At 48.5% G+C, this 21,912-nt stretch carries 19 protein-coding genes; 12 read left to right on the top strand and 7 right to left on the bottom strand.

Annotation, left to right across the window (positions count from 1 at the left end):
- Positions 1-101: 101 nt before the first annotated feature.
- The 6 genes from AYR61_RS04925 (at position 102) to AYR61_RS04950 (ending at position 6,174) form a co-directional block, all read left to right on the top strand.
- On the top strand, positions 102-1,577 hold the full coding sequence (locus tag AYR61_RS04925) for a UbiD family decarboxylase (protein ID WP_065901938.1): 1,476 nt from the start codon (positions 102-104) through the stop codon (positions 1,575-1,577).
- A gap of 468 nt (positions 1,578-2,045) precedes the next feature.
- On the top strand, positions 2,046-2,651 hold the full coding sequence (locus AYR61_RS04930; protein WP_065901940.1) for a UbiX family flavin prenyltransferase: 606 nt from the start codon (positions 2,046-2,048) through the stop codon (positions 2,649-2,651).
- Positions 2,651-2,986, top strand: a complete 336-nt coding sequence (lpdD, locus tag AYR61_RS04935; protein WP_065901941.1) for a prenylated flavin chaperone LpdD — start codon at positions 2,651-2,653, stop codon at positions 2,984-2,986. Before AYR61_RS04930 ends, lpdD begins: the two co-directional genes overlap by 1 nt.
- Positions 2,987-3,152: 166 nt before the next feature.
- Positions 3,153-3,677: a MarR family winged helix-turn-helix transcriptional regulator gene (locus AYR61_RS04940; protein WP_054709346.1), complete on the top strand. Its 525-nt coding sequence runs from the start codon at positions 3,153-3,155 to the stop codon at positions 3,675-3,677.
- 279 nt (positions 3,678-3,956) lie between these two features.
- Entirely contained in the window at positions 3,957-4,982 is a 1,026-nt protein-coding gene (adhP, locus tag AYR61_RS04945; RefSeq protein ID WP_065901942.1) for an alcohol dehydrogenase AdhP, read from the top strand.
- A 16-nt stretch (positions 4,983-4,998) separates the two neighbouring features.
- Positions 4,999-6,174 carry an NADH-dependent flavin oxidoreductase gene (locus tag AYR61_RS04950; protein ID WP_065901944.1) on the top strand — a complete coding sequence of 392 codons (1,176 nt, stop codon included), beginning with the start codon at positions 4,999-5,001 and terminating at the stop codon, positions 6,172-6,174.
- A gap of 214 nt (positions 6,175-6,388) precedes the next feature.
- Here AYR61_RS04950 and AYR61_RS04955 read toward each other — a convergent pair whose 3' ends face one another.
- The 3 genes from AYR61_RS04955 to AYR61_RS04965 all read right to left on the bottom strand — a co-directional run bounded on the left by AYR61_RS04955 (position 6,389) and on the right by AYR61_RS04965 (position 9,089).
- Positions 6,389-6,703: a hypothetical protein gene (locus tag AYR61_RS04955; RefSeq protein ID WP_054709353.1), complete on the bottom strand. Its 315-nt coding sequence runs from the start codon at positions 6,701-6,703 to the stop codon at positions 6,389-6,391.
- A 386-nt stretch (positions 6,704-7,089) separates the two neighbouring features.
- Entirely contained in the window at positions 7,090-8,229 is a 1,140-nt protein-coding gene (locus AYR61_RS04960; protein ID WP_056987285.1) for an NADH-dependent flavin oxidoreductase, read from the bottom strand.
- Positions 8,230-8,255: 26 nt separating this feature from the next.
- Complete coding sequence (locus AYR61_RS04965; protein ID WP_065901946.1) at positions 8,256-9,089, bottom strand: phage integrase N-terminal SAM-like domain-containing protein; 834 nt, start codon at positions 9,087-9,089, stop codon at positions 8,256-8,258.
- A 599-nt stretch (positions 9,090-9,688) separates the two neighbouring features.
- On the opposite strand from AYR61_RS04965, the gene AYR61_RS04970 reads away from it, so the two are divergent.
- Complete coding sequence (locus AYR61_RS04970) at positions 9,689-11,296, top strand: polysaccharide biosynthesis protein (RefSeq protein ID WP_065903793.1); 1,608 nt, start codon at positions 9,689-9,691, stop codon at positions 11,294-11,296.
- 362 nt (positions 11,297-11,658) lie between these two features.
- Here AYR61_RS04970 and AYR61_RS04975 read toward each other — a convergent pair whose 3' ends face one another.
- Positions 11,659-12,222 carry a hypothetical protein gene (locus AYR61_RS04975; RefSeq protein ID WP_054709360.1) on the bottom strand — a complete coding sequence of 188 codons (564 nt, stop codon included), beginning with the start codon at positions 12,220-12,222 and terminating at the stop codon, positions 11,659-11,661.
- Positions 12,223-12,482: 260 nt separating this feature from the next.
- Here AYR61_RS04975 and AYR61_RS04980 point away from each other — a divergent pair, with 260 nt between their 5' ends.
- From AYR61_RS04980 to AYR61_RS04990, 3 genes are all read left to right on the top strand, one after another.
- A complete protein-coding gene (locus AYR61_RS04980) occupies positions 12,483-13,331 on the top strand; it encodes a DNA/RNA non-specific endonuclease (protein ID WP_065901948.1) in 849 nt (282 codons plus the stop codon).
- Positions 13,332-13,968: 637 nt separating this feature from the next.
- Positions 13,969-15,075 (top strand): hypothetical protein, encoded by a 1,107-nt coding sequence (locus AYR61_RS04985; protein WP_065901950.1) that lies wholly within the window; start codon positions 13,969-13,971, stop codon positions 15,073-15,075.
- A gap of 135 nt (positions 15,076-15,210) precedes the next feature.
- Positions 15,211-15,864: an NAD(P)H-binding protein gene (locus AYR61_RS04990; protein WP_065901951.1), complete on the top strand. Its 654-nt coding sequence runs from the start codon at positions 15,211-15,213 to the stop codon at positions 15,862-15,864.
- A gap of 386 nt (positions 15,865-16,250) precedes the next feature.
- Here AYR61_RS04990 and AYR61_RS15320 read toward each other — a convergent pair whose 3' ends face one another.
- A complete protein-coding gene (locus tag AYR61_RS15320) occupies positions 16,251-16,400 on the bottom strand; it encodes a hypothetical protein (protein ID WP_169790388.1) in 150 nt (49 codons plus the stop codon).
- A gap of 96 nt (positions 16,401-16,496) precedes the next feature.
- Between AYR61_RS15320 and cls the strand changes: the two genes are divergently transcribed.
- Together cls and AYR61_RS05000 are read left to right on the top strand one after the other, a co-directional pair.
- The gene (gene cls / locus AYR61_RS04995; RefSeq protein WP_065901952.1) at positions 16,497-17,951 is read left to right on the top strand and encodes a cardiolipin synthase; all 1,455 of its coding nucleotides are present in this window, start codon (positions 16,497-16,499) and stop codon (positions 17,949-17,951) included.
- Between the two features lie 1,691 nt (positions 17,952-19,642).
- Positions 19,643-20,182: a sugar O-acetyltransferase gene (locus AYR61_RS05000; RefSeq protein ID WP_083215486.1), complete on the top strand. Its 540-nt coding sequence runs from the start codon at positions 19,643-19,645 to the stop codon at positions 20,180-20,182.
- 362 nt (positions 20,183-20,544) lie between these two features.
- Here the strand turns inward: AYR61_RS05000 and AYR61_RS05005 are convergent, their stop codons facing one another.
- Both AYR61_RS05005 and AYR61_RS05010 read right to left on the bottom strand, forming a co-directional pair.
- Entirely contained in the window at positions 20,545-21,198 is a 654-nt protein-coding gene (locus AYR61_RS05005) for a CBS domain-containing protein (protein WP_054709372.1), read from the bottom strand.
- A gap of 3 nt (positions 21,199-21,201) precedes the next feature.
- Positions 21,202-21,912: an ABC transporter ATP-binding protein gene (locus tag AYR61_RS05010; protein ID WP_054709375.1), complete on the bottom strand. Its 711-nt coding sequence runs from the start codon at positions 21,910-21,912 to the stop codon at positions 21,202-21,204.

The following is a 21,912-nucleotide window of genomic DNA, read 5'->3' on the forward strand; positions in this document are numbered from 1 at the left end:
GAATTATTCCATAATGGAATGGTTCTTTTTTGAATAAGAATTGTTTCCGCATCCAAGACCCGGCATAATAGGACTCGTAAACAAGAAATGGAGGTCATGACATGAGTGAAGAACCGTATGATTTGAGAAAAGTGCTGGCCGAGATCAAGTCCGATCCGACGCAGTACCATGAAACGAATAAAGAAATTAACCCGGATGCTGATCTGGCGGGTGTTTATCGCTACATTGGCGCTGGTGGGACTGTACAACGACCAACGACGGAAGGGCCAGCGATGATGTTTAACAACGTCACTGGATTCCCAGATAGCCGAGTGCTGATCGGGCTAATGGCCAGTCGTAAGCGGGTTGGTAAGATCCTGCATCACGACTATAAGACGCTGGGTCATTTGTTAAACGACGCAGTGACCCATCCCGTTAAGCCGGTCAAGGTCGACCACGACGCTGCCCCAGCCCAAGAAGTCGTGCACAAGGCAACTGATCCGGACTTTGATATTCGTAAATTCCTCGCGGCACCAACCAACACCCCGGTTGACGCTGGCCCCTACATCACCGTTGGGGTGGTCTACGGTTCTAGTCCTGACAACCAGGAAAGCGACGTGACGATTCACCGGATGGTGCTGGAAGACAAGGACACTATTGGGATGTACATCATGCCTGGTGGTCGTCATTTGGGTGCTTTCTTGAAGGAATACGAAGCAAAGAACGAACCGATGCCGATTACGATCAACATCGGGCTGGATCCCGCCATTACCATTGGCGCGACGTTCGAGCCGCCGACAACCCCACTCGGCTATAACGAATTACAGGTCGCCGGTGCGTTGCGTGATGAACCCGTTCAGCTGGTCGATGGCGTTGCTGTGAACCAGTTGGGGATTGCCCGTTCTGAGTGGATCATTGAGGGCGAAATTTTACCTAACACTCACATGCAAGAGGACATCAACACCAATACTGGGTTCGCCATGCCAGAGTTTCCCGGCTATAACGGTACCGCTAATCCGGCCGTGAACGTGGTCAAGATCAAGGCAGTGACGCACAGGAAGGACAACCCAATCGTGCAAACGGTGATTGGCCCGTCCGAAGAACACGTGTCGATGGCAGGCATTCCAACCGAAGCCTCCATTTTGAACCTGGTCGACCGTGCTATTCCGGGTAAGGTGAAGAACGTGTACAACGCGCCAGCTGGTGACGGGAAGCTCATGACCATCATGCAGATCCACAAGGAAGACGAGGCGGATGAAGGGATTCAACGCCAGGCTGCAATCTTAGCTTTCTCAGCATTTAAGGAACTCAAAACCGTGATTTTGGTCGATGAGGACGTAGATATTTTTGATTGGAATGATGTGATGTGGACCATTAACACGCGCTTCCAAGCTGATAAGGATATCATGGTGCTGGAAGGCATGCGCAATCACCCACTGGATCCGTCAGAATTACCAGAATACGACCCGGCAAGAATCCGAATTCGCGGCATGAGTTCAAAGCTCGTGTTGGATGGGACTGTGCCGTTTGATATGAAGGATAAGTTTAAGCGGGCACCGTTTAAGGAGATGCCTGATTGGAGGGAGTATTTGGAGTAGAGTGTGGAGCAAGGCGCTTAGAGGGCGGAGCGTAAGCTAACTCTGGCAGAAATGCCTGAACTTGGCATTTTTGCCAGAGTTGGCTTACGCAGTAGCCCTCTAAGCGCCTTGCGGAACACGTTTCGGCACGGCTGCCAAGAAAGGCGTAGCCAGACCGATTCAGTTGAAGAAACCAGTGATTCCGGGCCTGACTTTTTGGCCAGAGTCCGTTACACGTTAGCCCCGTGCCTTGCGGAACACGTTTCGGCACAGTTGCCAAGAAAGTCAGTAGCCATACCCATTCGGCTGACAAAAAACCGGCAATACTGCCCTTGGAATTTTTGTCAGAGTTAGCTTATGCAGTAGCCCTTTGCCTCCTGGAACACGTTTCGGCACGGTTGCCAATCAACTCTGAACTTTAAATACAGAAAACACTCCTCTGAACACTTACCCATTACAAAAAAACAACCACCGAAAGGATGATCAAACATGAAACGAATCGTAGTTGGCATCACCGGTGCATCCGGCACTATCTACGGCATTAGTCTTCTACAGGCACTTCACGCCCAGCCAGACGTTGAAACGCACCTGGTCATGAGCCGCTGGGCCAAGGAGAACCTAGCAGTGGAAACGCCAGAATGGTCGCTCAAGGACGTGCAGGCATTAGCCGATGTTGTGGAAGACGACCGCAATTTAGGTGCTACGATTGCCAGCGGTTCGTTTCAGCATGACGGCATGGTCATCGTTCCCGCCAGCATGAAGACCGTCGCGGCCATTTCAATGGGGCTAGCGGATAATTTGATTGCGCGAGCGGCGGATGTGACACTGAAGGAGCGCCGACCACTGCTGATCGTACCGCGGGAATCCCCGTTTAATCAGATCCATTTGGAAAATATGCTGAAGCTGGCAAGAATGGGCGTGGAAATTATCCCACCGATTCCAGCCTTCTATAATAATCCGAAAACGATCGATGATTTGATCGACCACAACACCATGAAATTGCTGGATCACCTGCATATTCAAAACGACTTTCAGGGACGTTGGCAGGGTCTTAACGAAGCTAAATCGGCTGCTAAACGAGAGGGGAATGCCTAATGACCCGCACGTTTTCAGTTACGCAAGCTGGTTTTTCCATGCAGGCCATCGTTGACCGGCAGAGTCAGGACTTGCTGATTCAGTTGATTGGCGGCGACGTGCCGCACTATGGCGTGGTGACCACTGTAAGTCAGCAGGAAGCGCCGACAACCATTGCGATGCCCAGCCGTCCCGGTCATCACCACCAAGAAGGGGTGTTGACTGAGCAGTTAGCGACAATGCTGCAACCGCATTTGCAATCTAATGCGATGATCGTTGGCGGGATGCACGTTAATGAAATTTCGCCGGAACAGATGCAGGCTACCCAGGCGATGGTAACTAGTTTGGGCGAATAGATCATTGCCTGGTTAGGCGCACATCCGGCGGCGAAACCGGTGGAACGATTTTCGAAATAGAACTGAAAAGGATGACAATCTGCTATTTTGGCACTAAGTCATTCTTTTTTTGCTGCTATGCGGTACACTAGAAGTAATATTTTGAGACAAAACGAGGTGAGTGGCGGTGGCTAATAACGACCAAAATAATATCGTCAGTCTGGACATCATGATGATGGAATTTCAACGGGCATATCTGTTTCAACGCAAGTTTATTCGAGCTTATGCTAACGCACCGAAAGCCAAGTATGACATTACATTTGATGAGTATTTGATTATGCACGACATTGCCATGGCAACCACCGATATGGCTAGTTCTGATTTAGCGGAACGACATCAAGTCAGTAAACCGGCAATGACTCGGTTGTTAAAAGGGTTGGTCGCAAAACAGCTCATTATTGAGACTGAAGGTACTGACAAACGTCAGAAAATCTGGCAACTTACACCAAAGGGCCAAGAGGTCGACCGTGCCGTGACGGCGGATGAGCGCGTAAATGTCAAAACTTGGCAAGATCGTGTGGGAACTCGTCGAATTCAAGAGTTTTTCAGTTTTTTGGACGAATTTCAGGATGCTATTAGCGATACGCATGGTTATTTTCCTGTTGAAGGTGGTTCAATTACGAAAAGCAAAGAACAGCATACAGACGATTAAATTAAAAGATAACGCAACGTAAGTGACCGTTGCGTTATTTTTTTATCACTATATTAGTTAACAAGCTGAAACAATATATGTACGTTTATGGAATTTATGTAAACGCTTAATGAATATTTTTGTGAATAGTTAATTAATAATAAAACACTATATATTAGCGATTAAAACATTATTTCACTTGTATAAAAACTATAATGTGAAAAAAGTTCTTGACTCTGACTAATCTGGTGGTAAGTTGTAATCGTTAATAAGTTAAACTAAATTAGAAGGTGTTCAAGAATGAAAGCAGTCACGATTAAAGAACCAGCAAACGGGTACTTTGACATTAAAGATGTCACGCTACGTCCAATTGAAGCTGGGGAAGCATTAGTTGATATGGAATACTGTGGTGTCTGTCACACAGATTTGTTGATTGCCAGTGGTGCGCAGGGAGAACATCCTGGCCGGATCACAGGACACGAAGGCGTTGGTATCGTTCGTGAAGTTGCCCCGGATGTGACTTCAGTTAAACCTGGTGACCGGGTTTCGATTGCTTGGCTCTTTGCCGGCTGTGGTCATTGTGAATACTGTGAACAGGGTCTAGAAAATCTTTGCCGAAATCGTCACGAATCTGGTTTTGATGTGGATGGGGCGATGGCGCAACAGGCTATTGTTAAAGCTGACTGGGCGGTTAAAGTGCCAGCTGGATTGGATCCTGTTAAAGCAACATCCATTACCTGTGCTGGTGTGACGTCATATAAAGCAATCAAGGAATCAAACACAAAACCCGGCGACTGGATCGTTGTCTATGGTGCTGGTGGTTTAGGTAACTTGGCCGTTCAATACGCAAAGAACGTCTTTAATTTGAACGTTATTTCCGTTGATATCTTCGATGAAAAACTTGCCTTAGCTAAGGATGCCGGTGCTGACTTGGTATACAATGCCAGCAATAATGACTCGCCTCAATTTGTTCACGAGCACTTACCAGAAGGTGCTGCTGCAGCAATCGTTACAGCACCAGCTGCGACCGTTTTTGACCAAGCAGCAAACGTTGTAAAAGCTCATGGGACAGTAGTCGCTGTCGGGATGGCTGCTGGCAACATGGAAATGAGTATTGCCAAGATGATCGTTGATGGTACTCAGGTTAAAGGCACGTTAACTGGGACCCGGAATGACTTAGCTGAAGCCTTCATGTATGCATCAAAGGGACTCGTTTCACCAATCACGTCGTTACGTCGAATGAGTGATATCAACAAAATCGTTGACCAGATGCACGCCGGTAAGATTCAGGGTCGCGCTGTTATCGATATCAAAGCTGAAGCATAGAAAGGACTTACTAAAAATGACAGATTATAACTTTTTAAACCCATACCGTTTCCGTAATGGTGCCGTTGTCAAAAACCGGATCGTGATGGCACCAATGACCGAAATGAGTGCTCATGAAAATGGCGCAATTACTAAAGATCAAATCGATTATTATGGCATGCGTTCAGGTGGCGTTGGTATGGAACTTACGGCCTGTGCTTACGTGACACCTGCAGGTAAGGGATTTGAAGGTAACCTCGGTGTTGACAGCGACCGCATGATTCCCGGTTTAGCCAAGTTGGCGCAAGCAATGAAGTTAAACGGAACTAAGGCGATTCTGCAGATTTTTGATGCTGGTCGGATGACAAATTCTAAGATTCTGCGTGGACAACAACCCGTTAGCGCTTCGGCTATTGCAGCTGAACGCCCAGGTTCAGAAACACCGCGCGCCTTAACCGGTGCTGAAGTTTTGGATGAAATCAAAGCTTTTGGTGAAGCGACACGTCGGGCCATTGCAGCCGGATTTGATGGAGTTGAGATCCATGGTGCCAACACTTACTTGATTCAACAATTCTATTCACCAAATTCCAATCAACGTGAAGATAAATGGGGTGGCAACCTTGAAAACCGGATGCGTTTCCCACTGGCCGTCATTGACCAAGTGAAGGAGGTTGCCGATCAGTACGCTAATCACGACTTTATCGTTGGCTACCGGATCAGTCCAGAAGAAATCGAAACACCGGGGATTCGGCTGGAAGACACACTAACTTTCGTTGACCGTTTAGCGGATGCACCACTCGATTACCTTCATGTTTCCATGGGGAATGTTTGGCGGACTTCATTGAACGATAAAGAAGCAACAGAACCAATCCTTCCACAAATTTTACGTGTACTGGACGACCGGATTCCATTGATTGGTGTCGGCAACATTGAGAAGCCAGAAGATGCAGAAAAAGTAATTGATGCCGGTATCGATTTTGCTACTATCGGCCGTGAATTGATTCGCGAACCACAATGGGTTCAAAAAATCATTGCTAATGATGAAGGCACGATCCGTTACCAATTGTCACCATCTGATATTGATGACCTCAATATTCCAGCACCACTTTGGGATTTCTTGAACTTTGTTTTCAAGCCAATTGCGGGTATTTCGACTGAAGCAACACCTGAAGAAACTTTCGCTAATGCCACTGCGCCTTGGGAGAAGTTTTAAAGGATGGTTGTATAAAACAATAAAAAGGATGACAACGCGCTGTTAGCAGTCGCTGCCTTCCTTTTTTATTGCTTGGCACATCGGTGTTTCACGTGAAACATATGAAATGGGTAGAGATAAAGAGATAAAGATGAGACTAAAAAACGCCACATGTTCTAATCCCAATTATTAGGTTTAGAAATGTGTCACTTTTTAGTCATATGAAGACAATCTGTCAATAATTCTTTGAACGGGTGTCAGCCAACTGCTTGATTGCGGGACCATGGTGGCCGTGGCCACCCTTATGCTTGTAGTGGTGGTGGCGATGACCTTGAGATTGCAGCATCAATTGCTTTGTGCGTTCGCGTTCAATCTGCAACTTCTTGCGGTAAATGCCATTCTGTGCTCGGCCGTGAATAAATAGAGCAAGTGGAATCATTTCCAATGCCAGTCCTGCTGGAATTAACCAGGGATACTCTTTAATAATCTCAGTGTGTTTGTCAGCAATACGTTGTAAGTCTGACAGATCAACGGTAATCTCTTTTGCCATTTCCATCACTCCTTTTCTCTTTATCATACCTTATTTTTTGGGGAATGAAAGCGATTTAATTGTGAATGAGAGTGGAACAAAGCGGTTAAGGGGCAGAATGTAAGGGACTCTGGCAGAAATGTCCGTTTTTGGCATTTTTGCCAGAGTCCCTTACATGGCCGCCCCTTGCTTTGTGGAACTCGTTACGGCACGGATGCCTAGAAAGGACGGGTTTGGTGTTCTTTGTTAAGTTTAGAATTAAGCGATTGTGGTTCTCTGTCCTCGAGCGGAAACGCGTTTCGGAAAACTGAGGGCTACTGCCTAAGCAACTCTGACAAAAATACCAAGCCCAGGTATTTCTGTCAGAGTTGCTTAGGCTCCGCCCTCAAACCGTTTTCCTCCACGCTCTAATGCCTTATCTGCTGTTCATCAGTAATCAACGGGAACCCGCACTTGAACACTGTCAGCAAGAAGTTGAGCAATGGTTTCGTTACCTTCAACTCGTCGACATCGCTCAGTGCGAACGTGTAGCGGATGCTGTCTTCTTCGCCGGCTTCGACCTTTTGAACCCAGCGTGGTTCGCGGATCAGTTCTCGGCCTAACGCTGCGAAGTCTACGTTTTCGCCGATCAATTTTTCGACTTGAGCGGGACTGGCGAGGTGGCCGACGACCATCAATGGCAGGCCCGGTGCGAGCACTTCTTTGATTTTCTCGAAGACGGGTTGCTTGTCGTCGGCGTCCACAATGGAGCTGCCCCAGGCGTCGGCCAGCGAGATGTGCAGGTAGTCGATGGGGGTCTGGTTCAGCGCCTTCACTAAGGCGAGTGTGTCAGCCATGCGGATGCCTGGTGTTTCGCGTTCTTCAGGGGATAAACGATATCCCAGGATGAATGGTCGGTTGGCTTTGGCGATGACCTGGGCGCAGATTTTGACCACGGCTAATGGGAAAGTCATGCGCTTTTCCAATGAGCCGCCGAATTTGTCGTCACGCTGGTTGGTCAGTGGGCTGAAGAACTGCTGAATGAGGTAAGTGTTGGCACCGTGGAGTTCCACGCCGTCAAAACCCGCATCGATGGCGAGTTGAGTGGCCTTGGCAAAGTCCATGATGGTTTCTTCGACCTCAGCCGTAGAAAGGGCACGGGGCTGTTCGGCACCTGGTCGGTCAGCCTGAACGTTACCGGCTGAAACAGATTGTTCGCCGCGAAGGATCTTGGAGTTGCTCATGCGACCAGCGCTGAAGATCTGTAAAATGGCCTTGGTGTGGCCGACCTTCATGGCGTTTGCTAATTTTGTCAGACCTGGCAGCATGTCTTCGTGGGCGGCGCTGAGTTCGCCTTCAAAACCTTTGCCTAAATCGTTGACGTTGGCGCAGCCGGTGATCTGCATCCCGACCCCGCCAGCACGCAGGTTGTAGTAGGCCGTTTCGTCACTGGTGATGGTGCCATCCTCAAAACTGGACTGCTCGGTCATGGGTGACATGGCGATTCGGTTTGCGATAGTGACGCCGTTTCTTAAGGTGTAGGGCTTTAAAAATTGATAGTTGGTCATTGAAATCTTCCTTTCAAAACGACCGCCTAAGCCTTCACGGCAGCCGCTAATTGATGATAATACGCAATGGATTGAGGGTCGAGCCGCAGATCGGCGGCCAGTTCCTGATCCGTGAGCTTGTCGTGGGTCAGAAAATAGTTAACAACCATGCTCTGGTAGAGCTTGGTGGGCGTCAGCGGAATGCCGAGCACCTTTTCATCCGGTTTCAAATACTTATGCAGACCAGGCACAGTGAGGTGCGGGTCGCCGTCGAACCGTTGTTTTAAAAACAGGTCTTGGCTGTGCTGGCGCGCCTGAATCGGGGTGATGAACCGGGTGAATTCGGCCCAGAATGTCGTTTCCCATTCGTTAAAGGAATTCGGATCAAACTGGGTGTAAAATCCTGGTGTCAACATTTCCTTCACCGTATACCCGCGGTTCGTCAGCAACAACGTCAGTCGCGTATAGTATGACAACTGATCGTTTCCCATGATCTCCGGCAACGCGTACAGCCACTTCGTCGACGGTGCACGAAGCTGTTCCTTGGACTTCCCTTTTAAGGTCAGCGTCGGAAACTGCGAGATCAAATTGTGGGTAAACAGGTATTTGAAATAGATGTTAATATGTGACAGCATCTTATTATAAGTGCCATTCGTCACGTGACGCTCATTGATCAGCATCGCTAAATACTGCTCAACATCGCGGTCAAACAGCGCCGCTACCCGATGATCACGCTGATAGCCAGTGTTAAACGTACTCATATAACTAAACAGATCGGTCAGCACCGTCCGATACTCATTGATCGTCGGTTGCGCCAAACCTTCATTTTCCAGGTAGGGTTCGAAGACGTCCTGGTAGGGATATTGGGTTGCTTGCGCCATGTAAGCGCCTCCTTTATTTATTTTAACTTAGTAAGTAATTAAATACAACGGGTAAAGAATAATTTTTGTAAACGATTACTGTGTTGTGTTGCCAGCAGTGTTCCTGTAGGCTGATAATGGTAGTTTTAGAACTCGGCGTTTGCGTTCGACGTTCGTTGCATTGCGCGGTTTGGCACTCCGCTGTGGTGGCTCGCGATGAAGCTAATTCGATTTCTGCTGCGCAGCTCTCGAATGGATCTTCATCGTCTCGCATGGCACTAAATGGCCGAAAGTCACGCCCATTAAGTGCCATCGACACCACAACTCCGTGCCAAACCGCTCCATTCCACTGATTGTGAGCTAGCCACATATACTTGTTAAGTATCACAAGACAGTTAAGGCTAGTTCGTAGATTATTCGCACTCGACTGCTAGCCAGCCAATATAGTTGGAACCAATGTCAGTAACTTGCTGATAAGAACCATGATTACAAATAAGTAATGTGACGCAACGTAACGTTGCAAACTGGAAAAAGTTACGCAACGCAGCGAAAGTAGCGAACCAAACGCAATATAACATATAGAAGAAAAGCTTAAAGGAAGATGGTTGGTTGATGCGCGTATGAATTCGAAAATAATTTCTGGGTCGTTTTGGCTCTCGTTTGGGAGTATCTTTTCGCGGGTGTTGGGTATTGTGTACCTAATCCCGTGGTTGGCGATGTTGGGCAGTCCGAGTCATCAGACGACGGCGCAGGCAATTTTTAACAGTGCCTACACGCCGTATGCGCTGTTTATCTCGCTGGGAACGGCAGGCTTCCCGTCCGCCATCGCGCGGCGGGTGGCCTACTACAATGGCCAGGGAAAACCGCTGAGCGCCAAGCGGGTGACGCAGACTGGGTTTGTGATCATGTTGCTGTCCGGTATCATCTGCGGGATTCTGCTGTACACGTTTGCGCCGGTGCTGGCGGCCAGCAGTCCGGTCAAGTCGACCTGCGATGCAACGTTGGCGATTCGCGCCCTGGTGCCCGCTATTGTCATTTTACCATCCATGAGCGCGTTGCGGGGCTGGTTTCAAGGAAATGGCGACCTGAAACCGTACGGCCTGTCACAACTGTGGGAACAGTTGGTGCGGGTCATTGTCATTTTGGCGGGCACGTATCTGATCATTGAGGTGCTCCACCAAAACTATATCCAGGCGGTCTACGTCAGTGTGGCTGCCGCCTTCTTTGGGGCGGTGTTTAGCTACGGCTACCTGTTGGTGCGCCTGATCCGGCAACGGCGCGGGGCTCCGGCAGTCGCCGCGTCGACTGAAAAACCGTCCGTGAGCCAACTAGGTAAGACGCTGCTCATGATCAGCTATGAGTCGATTCCGTTTGTCATCGTTGGGTCTGGCATCACGCTCTGTCAGCTCGTTGATCAATTGTTCTTTAAACAGATTCTGGTCGGCAGCCTGCACCTATCGGCGGGCTACACGCAGTATCTTTACACGATTTTTTCCGCTAATCCGAATAAGATCACGACGGTGGTGATCTCCCTCGCCATGGCGGTGTCCGAGTCGTCCTTGCCACTGATCTCCGGCAAATTATCGTCGGTTAAAACGAGCTATAAATCGATTGAAAAACTGATTACGGATAACCTGAAACTGTTGCTGGTGACGCTGTTGCCGATGGTTATCATGATCAGTGCACTCTCCTATCCAATCTATGGTGTCTTTTTCAACTTCGATAACCTTGGTGCCCACTATCTCGTTTACAACGTCATTCAAAGTTTTGTTTTAGGACTTGGGATTGACGTGTTAACGCTGATGCAGTCGTTGCGGATGAGCAAGCTGGCCACCGTGACGTTGCTGGTTGGTCTGGGTGTTAAACTTCTTCTTCAATGGCCGCTCGTATACGCGCTTCAGGGATTAGGCGCCATCATTGCCACCACAATTGCGTTTGGCATCGTCATTTTGATGGGGCTCCACTTTATTTGTCGGTACTACCGCCTTCATTTACGCGAACTGTGGTCGATCGTGCGGCTGAACCTCATTTTCGCGGTCATTCTGCTGGCCGCAACCTTCCTGTTAAGCCACCTGTTGACGGCGGTTGCCTCAAAGATACTGGCCTTGTTGCTGGCGGCTGTATTAGGCCTAATTTACGTGGCGGTCTATGTGGTACTGGCCAACGCGACTGGTGTTGCCGAGAAAGTATTTGGGCAGCGCATTGGGCTGAGCATGCTGCATCGGTAATGATTATTTCCTGGGAAATACCGGGAAAGTTGCCTGATATTTTGGCGATATTGGATTGGAATTGTTAAAAAAGCAAAAATAAAAAGCCTAGCATAATTTTGCTAGACTTTTTTTGTTTACAGAGCTGAAACGTGTTCCAGAAGGCAAGGAGTGGCACTTGAGCAACTTCTGGCACAAAATCTAAATGGAATTTCTTAAGCTATAAATTACTACTGGCAGCGGCTTTCTATTAGCCTTTAGCCGAAACGTGTTCCAGAAGGCAAGGAGTGGCACCTAAGCAACTTCCGGCACAAAATCCAAAACCGGGATTTTATGCCGAAAGTTACTTAGGCTCCACTCCTTAGACGCCTTCTTCCACACTCTTACTTAGTCTTCGGCGCACTAGCTCTGACAAACACAATGTTCGTCTTGTCAGCGTCCACGTCACGGACGGCCTTGTAGCCGCTGATGTTGAGCGTCTTATCCTTGTTTTTCCCGTGGGTCTTCGTCTTGACGGTCAGCGTCTCATCAAATGGGACACCGGACATCTTACCGGAGAGCTTGATCACGGTTTGGTTATTATCATTTTGCTTGAAGCTGTAGTTGACCGTGCCTTCCTTGTTCAGCGCATTCGCCTTTTGCGCGTTACCGTAAGACATGTAGTACTTGTCAACGTTGTACATGGTGGCTTTGCCGGTATCTGAATCAAACGCGATGGCTTCCATGCCTGAATTACTCTTACCGTTAATGGACCCAGCTAGGTACCAGAAACCGTCCCCCTTGAGGACCGTGCTCTTCACGTCAGATGTTTGTGACGTGGTGGGCTCGTTTTTGAAGCTGGCCGATTCGTTGCTCTTTGATTGGCTTTGCTTACCGCAGGCGGCTAAAAAGATCGCCATCACTGCAACAAGACTGTAAAGCAGGGCTTTTGTCTGCTTCTTCTTCATTTTATATCACCTCATTGCCGATAGTATAGCATATCTAAGTGACACGCAGATAACCAGCCGTTTAATAAAAGGTTAAATTAATATAACGACTGCCCCTTTACACGAACATACGTTTCCTAGTAAAATAAGGGGTGCACAATAATCGGGAACGCGCGATGAGCCATGAAGTGGCTCATCTTTATCAGACAATTTACTGGCTATCGTCAGGGAAGTGACGGTGATCAGCGGTCTGGCGCGACCCAAACAGGGGGAATCACAGCATGCCAAAACGGTATCGCCGACGCAATAATTCATTTTTCACATATCTAGTGTTGTTTGTGGCCGTTATCATCGGCATCGCGGCCACAACGGGCGACAGTTCAAGCTCGAAAACGGCTGCCAGCCAGTCGACCATCACGGGCCAAGTGTCGTCGATCATCAAATCGTTTACCGCGGGTAGCAACAGTACCGGCAGCGGTGGCCTCGACACGAGTACCAGTACTGGGACCGGCACCACGAAGGCAAAGGGCACCACTGAACTGGCCAATTTGACCTACACCGATCAGCAGATCGTGCAGGTGAACAAAAATGTCCCCACGTTTACGCAGGCACAGTTGAGCACATCGAAGGGCGCCTGGCAGGAATACCATCAGTTGGATTCATTGAACCGAGTGACTGGGGCGGATGCGTTATTGAACAAGTCCCTAATGCCAACCGCAGAACGGGAACCGCTGTACGTGGATCCAACGGGTTTTCACAACAAGCGGATCACCTATGACGGCAAGACGGACTGGCTGTATAACCGCAGTCATTTGATTGGCTATCAGCTGACCGGTCAGAACAACAACCTGAAAAATTTAATGACTGGCACGCGGTCGTTGAATGCGCCCGACATGGAGCAGTATGAAGACGAGGTTGCCAGTTATCTCAAGGAACACCCACACAACTATCTGCGCTACCAAGTCACACCGATTTTTCGCGGCAAGGAACTGGTTGCCCGCGGCGTCCACATGCAGGGTGAATCGATCGGTGACCACCAGGTACGGTTTAATATCTACATTTTTAATATACAACCAGGTGCTACGATTGATTATAGTACCGGCTATTCGACTGTTTCGAATTCGAAGTAGGTCCTTTTCAGGAGGTCTAGGCCCGTTCCATTCCGCAATTTGGCACTCCGCAATAGTAGCTCGCGATGAAGCTAACGCGATTTCTGCTGCGCAGCTCTCGAGTGGATCTTCATCGTCTCGCACATCAGTAACCGACCACAGAACGGTCGCTAACTGATGTCGACAACATTGCTCCATGCCAAATTGCTGTATTTCACTCATTGTGAGCTTGCTTCGTACTACTGATTAAAAATCACGATGTCATTCAACCAAGTTTGAAGAGAATCCGTCCTCGACTGCTGATACTTCCAGTGAGAGCAATGTATAATACCGTGCTAAGTCTGGTGGTAATACTCGATTTACAGCTTAAAGATACTACTTTAGTGCGAACTTTTGAGCTGTTAATTATTTCGACTATGTAGCGTAGTGGAGCCGGCAGGGCCGACCGGCGCAACGAAGCGGCAGTTTCGTCTATCAAGAAATGAAATTTTCAAGCCAATCATTACAAAATAGTCACAATCATGCAAAAATCGAGAAAAGTTTGATGTTGAGACGCTCTGAAAGTGTTCTATTATAGAAGTATTGATGAAAATAAGAAGCGTGACATCATTTCAGATGTTACTTTTGGAAGAATAGCGTGTTTTAGGGGGATGTAAGTGTGAAGTATCGAAAGGCAGGCCTCGTTGCGTTCATTGCAGCGGTGGTGTTTATGCTGCCATTGTCAGCGTCAGCAAGTTGGAAGATCGTGCATCAAAAATCATCGGGGTTAGTGGGGTATCATCGCTACTTGATGCGCAAGATCAATGATAAAAAGGTGCACTTTGTGAAGGTGCCTAAAAGTTACGTGCACGCCAGCGGCAGCACGCATACGATTAAATCAACGAAGGGAATTAAAGTTTCATTTACGACCAAGTATCTCTTGCCGTCGCCCGGACGTAATAAGGCGCGCTGGGGAAATCCGCAGTCGATCGCTATTTCAAAGGGGCGGCTGATGTACGTCGTCTATTGTCCAACGAATTTGAAAAATAAGGGTCAAATTGTGCGGTATAACCTGAATACACTGGATAAACTGGGTATTCGATCTTCGCCAAAACTATTACAGTCAGTGTATGTGAAACATAAGGGCAAGTATTCTGCGCTGCAAAAGAGAATTCAAAAGGCTATCAAAGTCGGCCCCATGTTTACCACGGGGCACGGTCAGTCGTTAGCGTACAACTTCAAGAGCGGTGCGCTTTACATGTGGCGCGATAAGGAAAAGAGCGCCCGCGTGCCAACGAGTATGTACGGTGAGATCCAGCACATTAGTCCTAAGTCACTGCGGCCGGATAGAATGGTACGGTTTAAATTGTCCTCAGGTGGCATGCATTTGCCGGGTGGTCACGACCTCGCATTTGATAAGTCTGGTAACGCCTATTTCTGGACGAATCCTGGCGCTGGTGGCTACGTCTACAAGGGGAAAATCAGTGCCAAACACGTGTCGTTTCGCCTGACCCATCAAATTATCAAACACTTGCCAGGGACGCGGATTCAATCCATGGGTTATAACCCCGTACGAAAGCGGCTCTATCTGGTTTCAGATGGCTCCATTGCCAGCTTTTCTGCCAGCCGGTTGAAGGGTCGCGGGTCGCTGACCAACAGTAATTTTAACTGGTCGTCGTTGTCGCCAAAACGGGAACTAGAGGGATTGGCCTTCGATAAAAGTGGCCACGGGTACTTGCTGAGTAACCGCCAACCGGAAGTGCTGGAATCAAGTCACCGGTATTGATGAGAACACGGTGATTACCCTCAACTGACTAGTGAAATGTCGTTCATTTTCGATAATCAAGCATTCTCGACCCTAAAAGCGGCATAACACGGTACACTTGTGATGAGTCAAACATGATATTTAGGAGGCGTTGGTATGAAGGTACTTATTCTTGGCGCAAATGGCCAAATTGCGAAATTTGTTGAAAACCGGATTCTGACGGAAGATCAATTTAAGGATATTGAATTGACGTTATTCCTGCGGGATCGTTCGCGTCTGCAGCAGTTGGCAGATAACCCACGGGTAACGCTGGTTGAAGGTAACTTAACGGATGAAAAGGCGGTTCAACAAGCAATGGCGGGGCAGCAACTGGTACTTATTGCGACTGTTGATACCGACTCAGAAAACACCATTACAACCAATGTGATTCAAGCAATGAAGGCGCAACATGTGGACCGTGTCTTGGCTGCCAGTTCCATCGGTATCTATGCTGAGGAGCCAAATCCTCAATTTTATGCTTGGAATCAAAGTACGCTCAGTGGGGCTCTGGCACCGATGCGGCAAGCATCAGAGCTGTTACAGCAGTCGGGACTCACCTATACGACGATGCGGTTTGCCTGGTTAAATAACCACGATGCTATTAACTACACCATCACCGAAAAGGGTGAAAAATTCGCGGGCGGTTCCGGCTCACGAAAGAGTATGGCGGATGCCATTTTAAAGATGATTGCCGACCCAACATTGTACGCAAACAAGGTCATCGGCATCTCGGATCCTGAAACGAAGGATGCACCGAGTGTTGTGAATTAAATCGACTCAACAAAAAAATCTCGCTGAACACGGCTGTGTTGGCGAGATTTTTTTGTTGGAATCTGGTGACGATTTAGAATATTTCAGGCTTAAGATAATATGCGGATTACCGCTTGTCGAGCGCGGATTCAATGCCAAACTAGGGCTAATTCTGTTTTGATGCTTAAGTTATTTAAATAAGCACAATAATATGAGTTGCTCGGAGTGCATTTGGCGGTCGGCTGGTGCGTCGGTATCAGGTTGCGGACGTTTCTCAGGCCGCTTACTGATACGGGAGCCGGAGGAGATCCTTGAATTTCTGACAAGAAATTCAATAGCTTCGGAGCGACCCATACCCGCCGACCGCCAAATTCACGGAGAGTAACGGGCGTGACAGGTACGTGGCACTATCGGCGATTATTAAAATACCGATAAACAAGCCAAAGAATCAGGGCAACGATGACGGCGGTACCGATAAGTGGATTTTCACGAAACATCATGTGAAACATGTGGAACATGCCAAAGTGGTAGAAGCCAGTGATGAGTTGTGACAGCATTTAAAGATCTCCTTTAATATCATTTTGAACGCGTGTTTTGAAAATCAGCCTTTAAAACGATATAATTTCCCGTATAAGGATATAAGGGGGCGTCACATGTCGATTTCTTGGGCGATGATTTTTGAAATAATCTATTTCATTAACGTTATTTTAGCAATAATTACCGTATTTAGACAGCGAAAAGATATCGCTGCCATCTGGGCTTGGCTATTGGTGTTGCTATTTCTGCCAATTGTTGGGTTCATCCTGTACGCGTTTTTGGGCCGGCAACTGCCGCGAAACAAGATGTACAAGGTTAAATCCAACGTGACGATGCAGTTGGATGAGTTACTGAAGCGCCAGCGAGAATTTTTGGGAAACGAAAGTCTGCCCGCTGACCGCGTTTCCGATTCGATGAAGTCAATGGTCCGCATGTTCATGACCACGAACCGGGCTTTCCTTGCGCGAAAGAACCGCGTGAAGATCTTTACGGATGGTAACCAGTTATTTCATGACATGGTTGAGGACATGGCAAGTGCGAAGTCTAGTATTCACGTCGAATTTTACACGTTCTATAACGACAAGATCGGTAATCATATCCTGGATCAACTGGTGAAAAAGGCGAAGGCTGGTGTCGAAGTGCGGGTCATCTATGATCCGTTTGGGTCATTAGGGACTTACCGGCGCTTCTTTAAGCCGTTACTGGATGCCGGTGGCTATGCTGAACCGTTTCTTGCCAGATCACTCTTTACTGATTTTCGACTGAACTTCCGTGATCACCGAAAAATCGTGGTGGTTGATGGGAAAGTCGGGTACGTTGGTGGCTTTAACATCGGCGACCAGTATCTCGGTTGGAAGGAAAAATTTGGTAATTGGCGGGATACTCATTTGCGCATTACTGGCTCAGGCGTGTTTGGCCTCCAAAGCCAGTTCACACTTGATTGGAACGTGACGGCACGGTCAGCGCATTTGCCAACTGACCACGTAGATTCAAAGTACTTCCCACTGACCCACGTAAAGGGTGATAGCAACCTCCAGATCGTGACAAGTGGGCCAGATTCCGACCTGCAGCAGATCAAAATGGGTTATATTCGTTTGATCCAGTCGGCGAAGAAACGGGTCTGGATCCAAAGCCCATATTTAATTCCCGATGATAGTGTGATGGATTCCCTGCGGATCGCTGTCATGGCGGGTGTAGACGTTCGGGTCATGGTGCCGCACATGCCGGATCACGCCTTTGTTTACCGGGCAACCCAGTATTATGCCCATGAGTTGGCGAAAATCGGGGTCAAGATCTACTTTTATCAAAATGGGTTCCTGCATGCGAAAACCATGGTGGTCGATGACAACTTAGCGTCCGTTGGGTCAGCGAACATGGACTTTCGGAGCTTCAAACTCAATTTTGAGATCAACGCCTTCCTGTATGATGAGAAGCTGGCAAAACAGTTGGCCGACATTTACGAAGAAGACATTCGCCAAAGCGAGTTGATTACCGCCAAGATGTTCGCAGATCAGTCGTTTTACCTGCGTTTCAAGCAAAGTTTTTCCCGGTTATTATCCCCAATTTTGTGATGAGCTAATTGCTTGTAAACGGTTACATTTTCAGGTATGACATCCATGGAAGGTTAGATAAGACCAATGTAACACGGCACCACGTCACATGTAGCTTGTACCAGTTTAACAATTGTTCCAAGAAGCATCGAAACGTGAGAAGTACCGTTGCTGAGAAGCAACGTGGCCCGCTGTTTGGCGATACTAGACCATGCGGGTCGTGTGTAGGAAGTCATGGGAAGTACTCAGTGACGTTATGACCAGCAGAATGATCGAGGAGTCGGGTGGCTAAGAACGATGAGTGCCCGCTGAAAAACCTTCTGGCATAACCAGACGAAACCGCATAGATTAAGCTCCAAGATTAGATTCATCTAGGAATTGGTCGATAACCTTCTGCAAGGTACAACGGATGCATGCGTTAAGTGCATTCGGATATAAGTTCCAGAGCCGCTCCCCAGGTAGTTTGTGGGAGTGGTTTTTTTGTAGAGTGTGGAAGGAGGCGGTTAAGGGGCGGAGCGTAAGTGACTCTGGCAGAAATGCCCGAACTTGGCATTTTTGCCAGAGTCACTTACGTAGTAGCCCCTTGCCTCCTGGAACACGTTTCCACTATGAGGCCAAGAAGCGCGTCGCCAGCACCACCTAGTAATCAATCAAATCACAATCCCGGGCCTGACTTTTTGGGCAGAGTCCCTTACACGTTAGCCTTTCGGAACACGTTTCCGCCATGAGACCAAGAAGCACATCGCCAGCACCACCCAATCAAACAAAGCGTAATCCCGGCCCTGACTTTTTTGACCCGAGTCCCTTATGTAGCCCTCGCCTTTCAAAGGATCTTTCCATTGTTGGGTGATTCAAAGTAGCGCTTTAATGTCGCTTCGTTCCACCGTTCGGCCCTGCAGGCTGAGGTGGGGGTCGCTCCGGGGAGCTAGTGAATGTCTTGGCAGAAATTCAAGGATCTCCTACGTCTCCGGTGGTCGTAACCGGCTAAAGGACAACCGCTAACGACCACCGACACCACCGCCTGCAATGCCGAACGGTTCCACTACGCTAAAATTCTGGAGTAGTCGTCAAAGTTAATAAGTCTTCAAAAGTGGCATCACAAAACCTCTATATTAATCGTTACTAGTGACTAATACGTCATGAGAAGCATTGCTATTAATAGCCTTACTAGCAGTCGAGGGCGGATTCTCTGCGAACTAGTTTTAACGTAGTTGTGATGCTTAACTAGTGGTAAAAAGTAAGTTCAACGTTAGTGGAATGCAGCAATTTGGCACGGAGCTGTGGTGTCGACATCAGTTAGCGACCGTACTTTGGTCGGTTACTGATGTGCGAGACGACTGAGATCCACTCGAGAGCTGCGCAGCAGAAATCGAGTTAGCTCAGTCGCGAGCCACTACACGGAGTGCCAAATTGCGGAATGCAACGCACTATCACCCAACATTGGACGGACCCCTTTCAAAACACGTTTCCGCTATGAGTTCTAGAAAAACGTATCTAGAACCTCTCAAGTCAAAAAAACTAAGCATGTTGGCGTACATGCTTAGCTAGGTGGAAATCTGTATCTTTTCCTAATTTTGATAATAGCATTAAAATAATCAATAAGATAATTTTATGTTCGACACATAGCGAACCGAAAGGCACATTAAAAGTTCACAAAGAAAACGTTTACATAATCTGGTACACTAGACCCATAACCCTATGGAGGTGCACCAATGAACGAAGAATTACACGACGGCAGTCTCTACCTGCCAAACGGCGATGCCATGTTGCAGGACATGTTGGCTGAATGCGGCGAAGGGTACTATATTGAACCACCATTCCATTCAAATTGGGGTGGCCATCACGTTCATTTGGGCGCTCACGTGTACGCCAACTTTAACTTTACAGCTGTGGACGATACCCATATTTATATTGGCGCGCATACGATGCTCGGACCAAATGTGACGATTGCTACAGCTGGCCACCCAGTCCTGCCCGAATTGCGTCGGCAGGAGTACCAGTACAACATGCCAGTGCACATTGGCGAGAACTGCTGGCTAGGCGCAGGCGTTATCATTTTGCCTGGTATCACCTTAGGCAATAACGTGGTCGTTGGTGCTGGCAGCATCGTCACGAAGGACTTGCCTGATAACGTCGTGGCAGTTGGCAACCCAGCGCACGTGATGCGTGAAGTGAACGACCATGACCGTGCCTACTACTTTAAAGACCGACAGATCGACTGGTCAAAGGTTAGTGTGCCAGATCAAAAATAGGGACGCAACGCCACTTGAATTTATAACTGAATCGTCAAAAAAGCACCGACAAAACTGTGGAGGCAGTTGTGCCGGTGCTTTTTGGGTGTGTAGTAGAAATTAGCGCATCGCGGGTCATCACTGCGATGCCGGCGAGATGAAGTGTCTCGTACTTGATGACGCGCAGCACATTGCCGACATCTCCGGTTGGTAATGCCCCAGCTGTTAGCCTAACAGAGCGAACTCCGCGATGACTAGGCAACAGGTGTGAATGGACAGTAAGCAACAGGGGCTAAAGCCATTTCGCTGTTTGGCATTCGAAATAGGTGCCAGCAATGGGAAGCGATTGAGATGAAACGTCATATCAGCTGAATGACCACAAACTACGCTTGATGCTCCGGCTGATCGATCACGAACCGAACCTCGAACCCGGCCTCGGTCAACGCCGCCTTAACGGCATCGCGGTCGGCGCGGTCGACGTGCATTTCTATCATGATCTCACCTAAATTACGAGTGACCATCAGCGTTTGGATATTGAAGTGGTTGTCGGCCATTAACGTGCCGATCTCGCCAATGACGCCGGTGCGGTCGTTATCGATGAAGATCTGAACGACCGTGGCCTCCTTGTAGTAGTCGGTGATGTCCAAAAAGGCGTTTAAAATGTCGTTGCTGGTGATGATGCCGACAACGTCAGCGCCGTCCATGACGGGTAAGACGCCAATGTTATTTTGCCGCATCTGGTAAATCGCGTCTTCCAGCTGTGCCGTTTGTGGGACCGTCTTGACGTCTTTGATCATCACCTCGCCGACCGTCATCTTGTTGAAGAGGTAGTTGACCTCATAGATCGACAAACTGGTGGCCTTGGATGGCGAAGCTTCTGAGATGGACGATTCCGTCACAAGACCGACTAACTGATTGCCGTCGATTACGGGTAACCGATGGATGGCGTTGTCTTTCATGGTATTAATTGCCACGTTGATCTTAGTATCCGGTGAGATGGTGATCACCTTTTTTGTCATATAATCTGCAACACTCATTGTTTAACCCCCTAGATATGCTTTCTGGACGTCGGTGTTCGCCAGCAGTTCCTGGCCAGTCCCGGTTAACTTGACCTCGCCGGATGCCAGCACGTAGCCGCGGTCCGCGATGGAGAGGGCCTTTTTGGCGTTTTGTTCGATCAGCAGCACCGTGGTGCCCTGTTCCTGGATCGCCTTCACGATGTCGAAAATTTCATTGATGAAGATGGGCGCGAGTCCCATGGAAGGCTCGTCCAGCAAAATGAGTTTGGGCTTGGACATCAGCGCCCGACCCATGGCCAGCATCTGCTGCTCGCCACCGGAGAGGGTGGCGGCATCCTGATTCTCCCGTTGCTTTAAAATGGGGAACCGCTTGTAGATCTCGTCAAACGTGTCACTGATCTGTTGGCGGTTAGACTGGAGAAAGGCACCCATCTGCAGGTTTTCTTTGACGGTCAACCCGGGGAAAATATGGCGGCCTTCGGGAACTTGTGAGATGCCCTGAGCCACGATTTTAGGTGCTTTTTGTTTTTGAATTTGGTTACCTTCATAGGTGATCGTGCCGCTGACGGGTTTCAACAGACCAGAAATGGTCTTGAGAATCGTCGTTTTTCCGGCACCGTTTGCCCCAATCAGGGAAACGATTTCGCCCTCGTTAATTTCGAAACTGACGCCCTTGACGGCGGTGATGACACCGTAATTAACGGCAAGGTTGTCGACTGTAAGCATGGCCAT

This window comes from Secundilactobacillus paracollinoides, from assembly GCF_001702155.1.
GTDB classification, from domain to species: Bacteria; Bacillota; Bacilli; order Lactobacillales; family Lactobacillaceae; genus Secundilactobacillus; species Secundilactobacillus paracollinoides.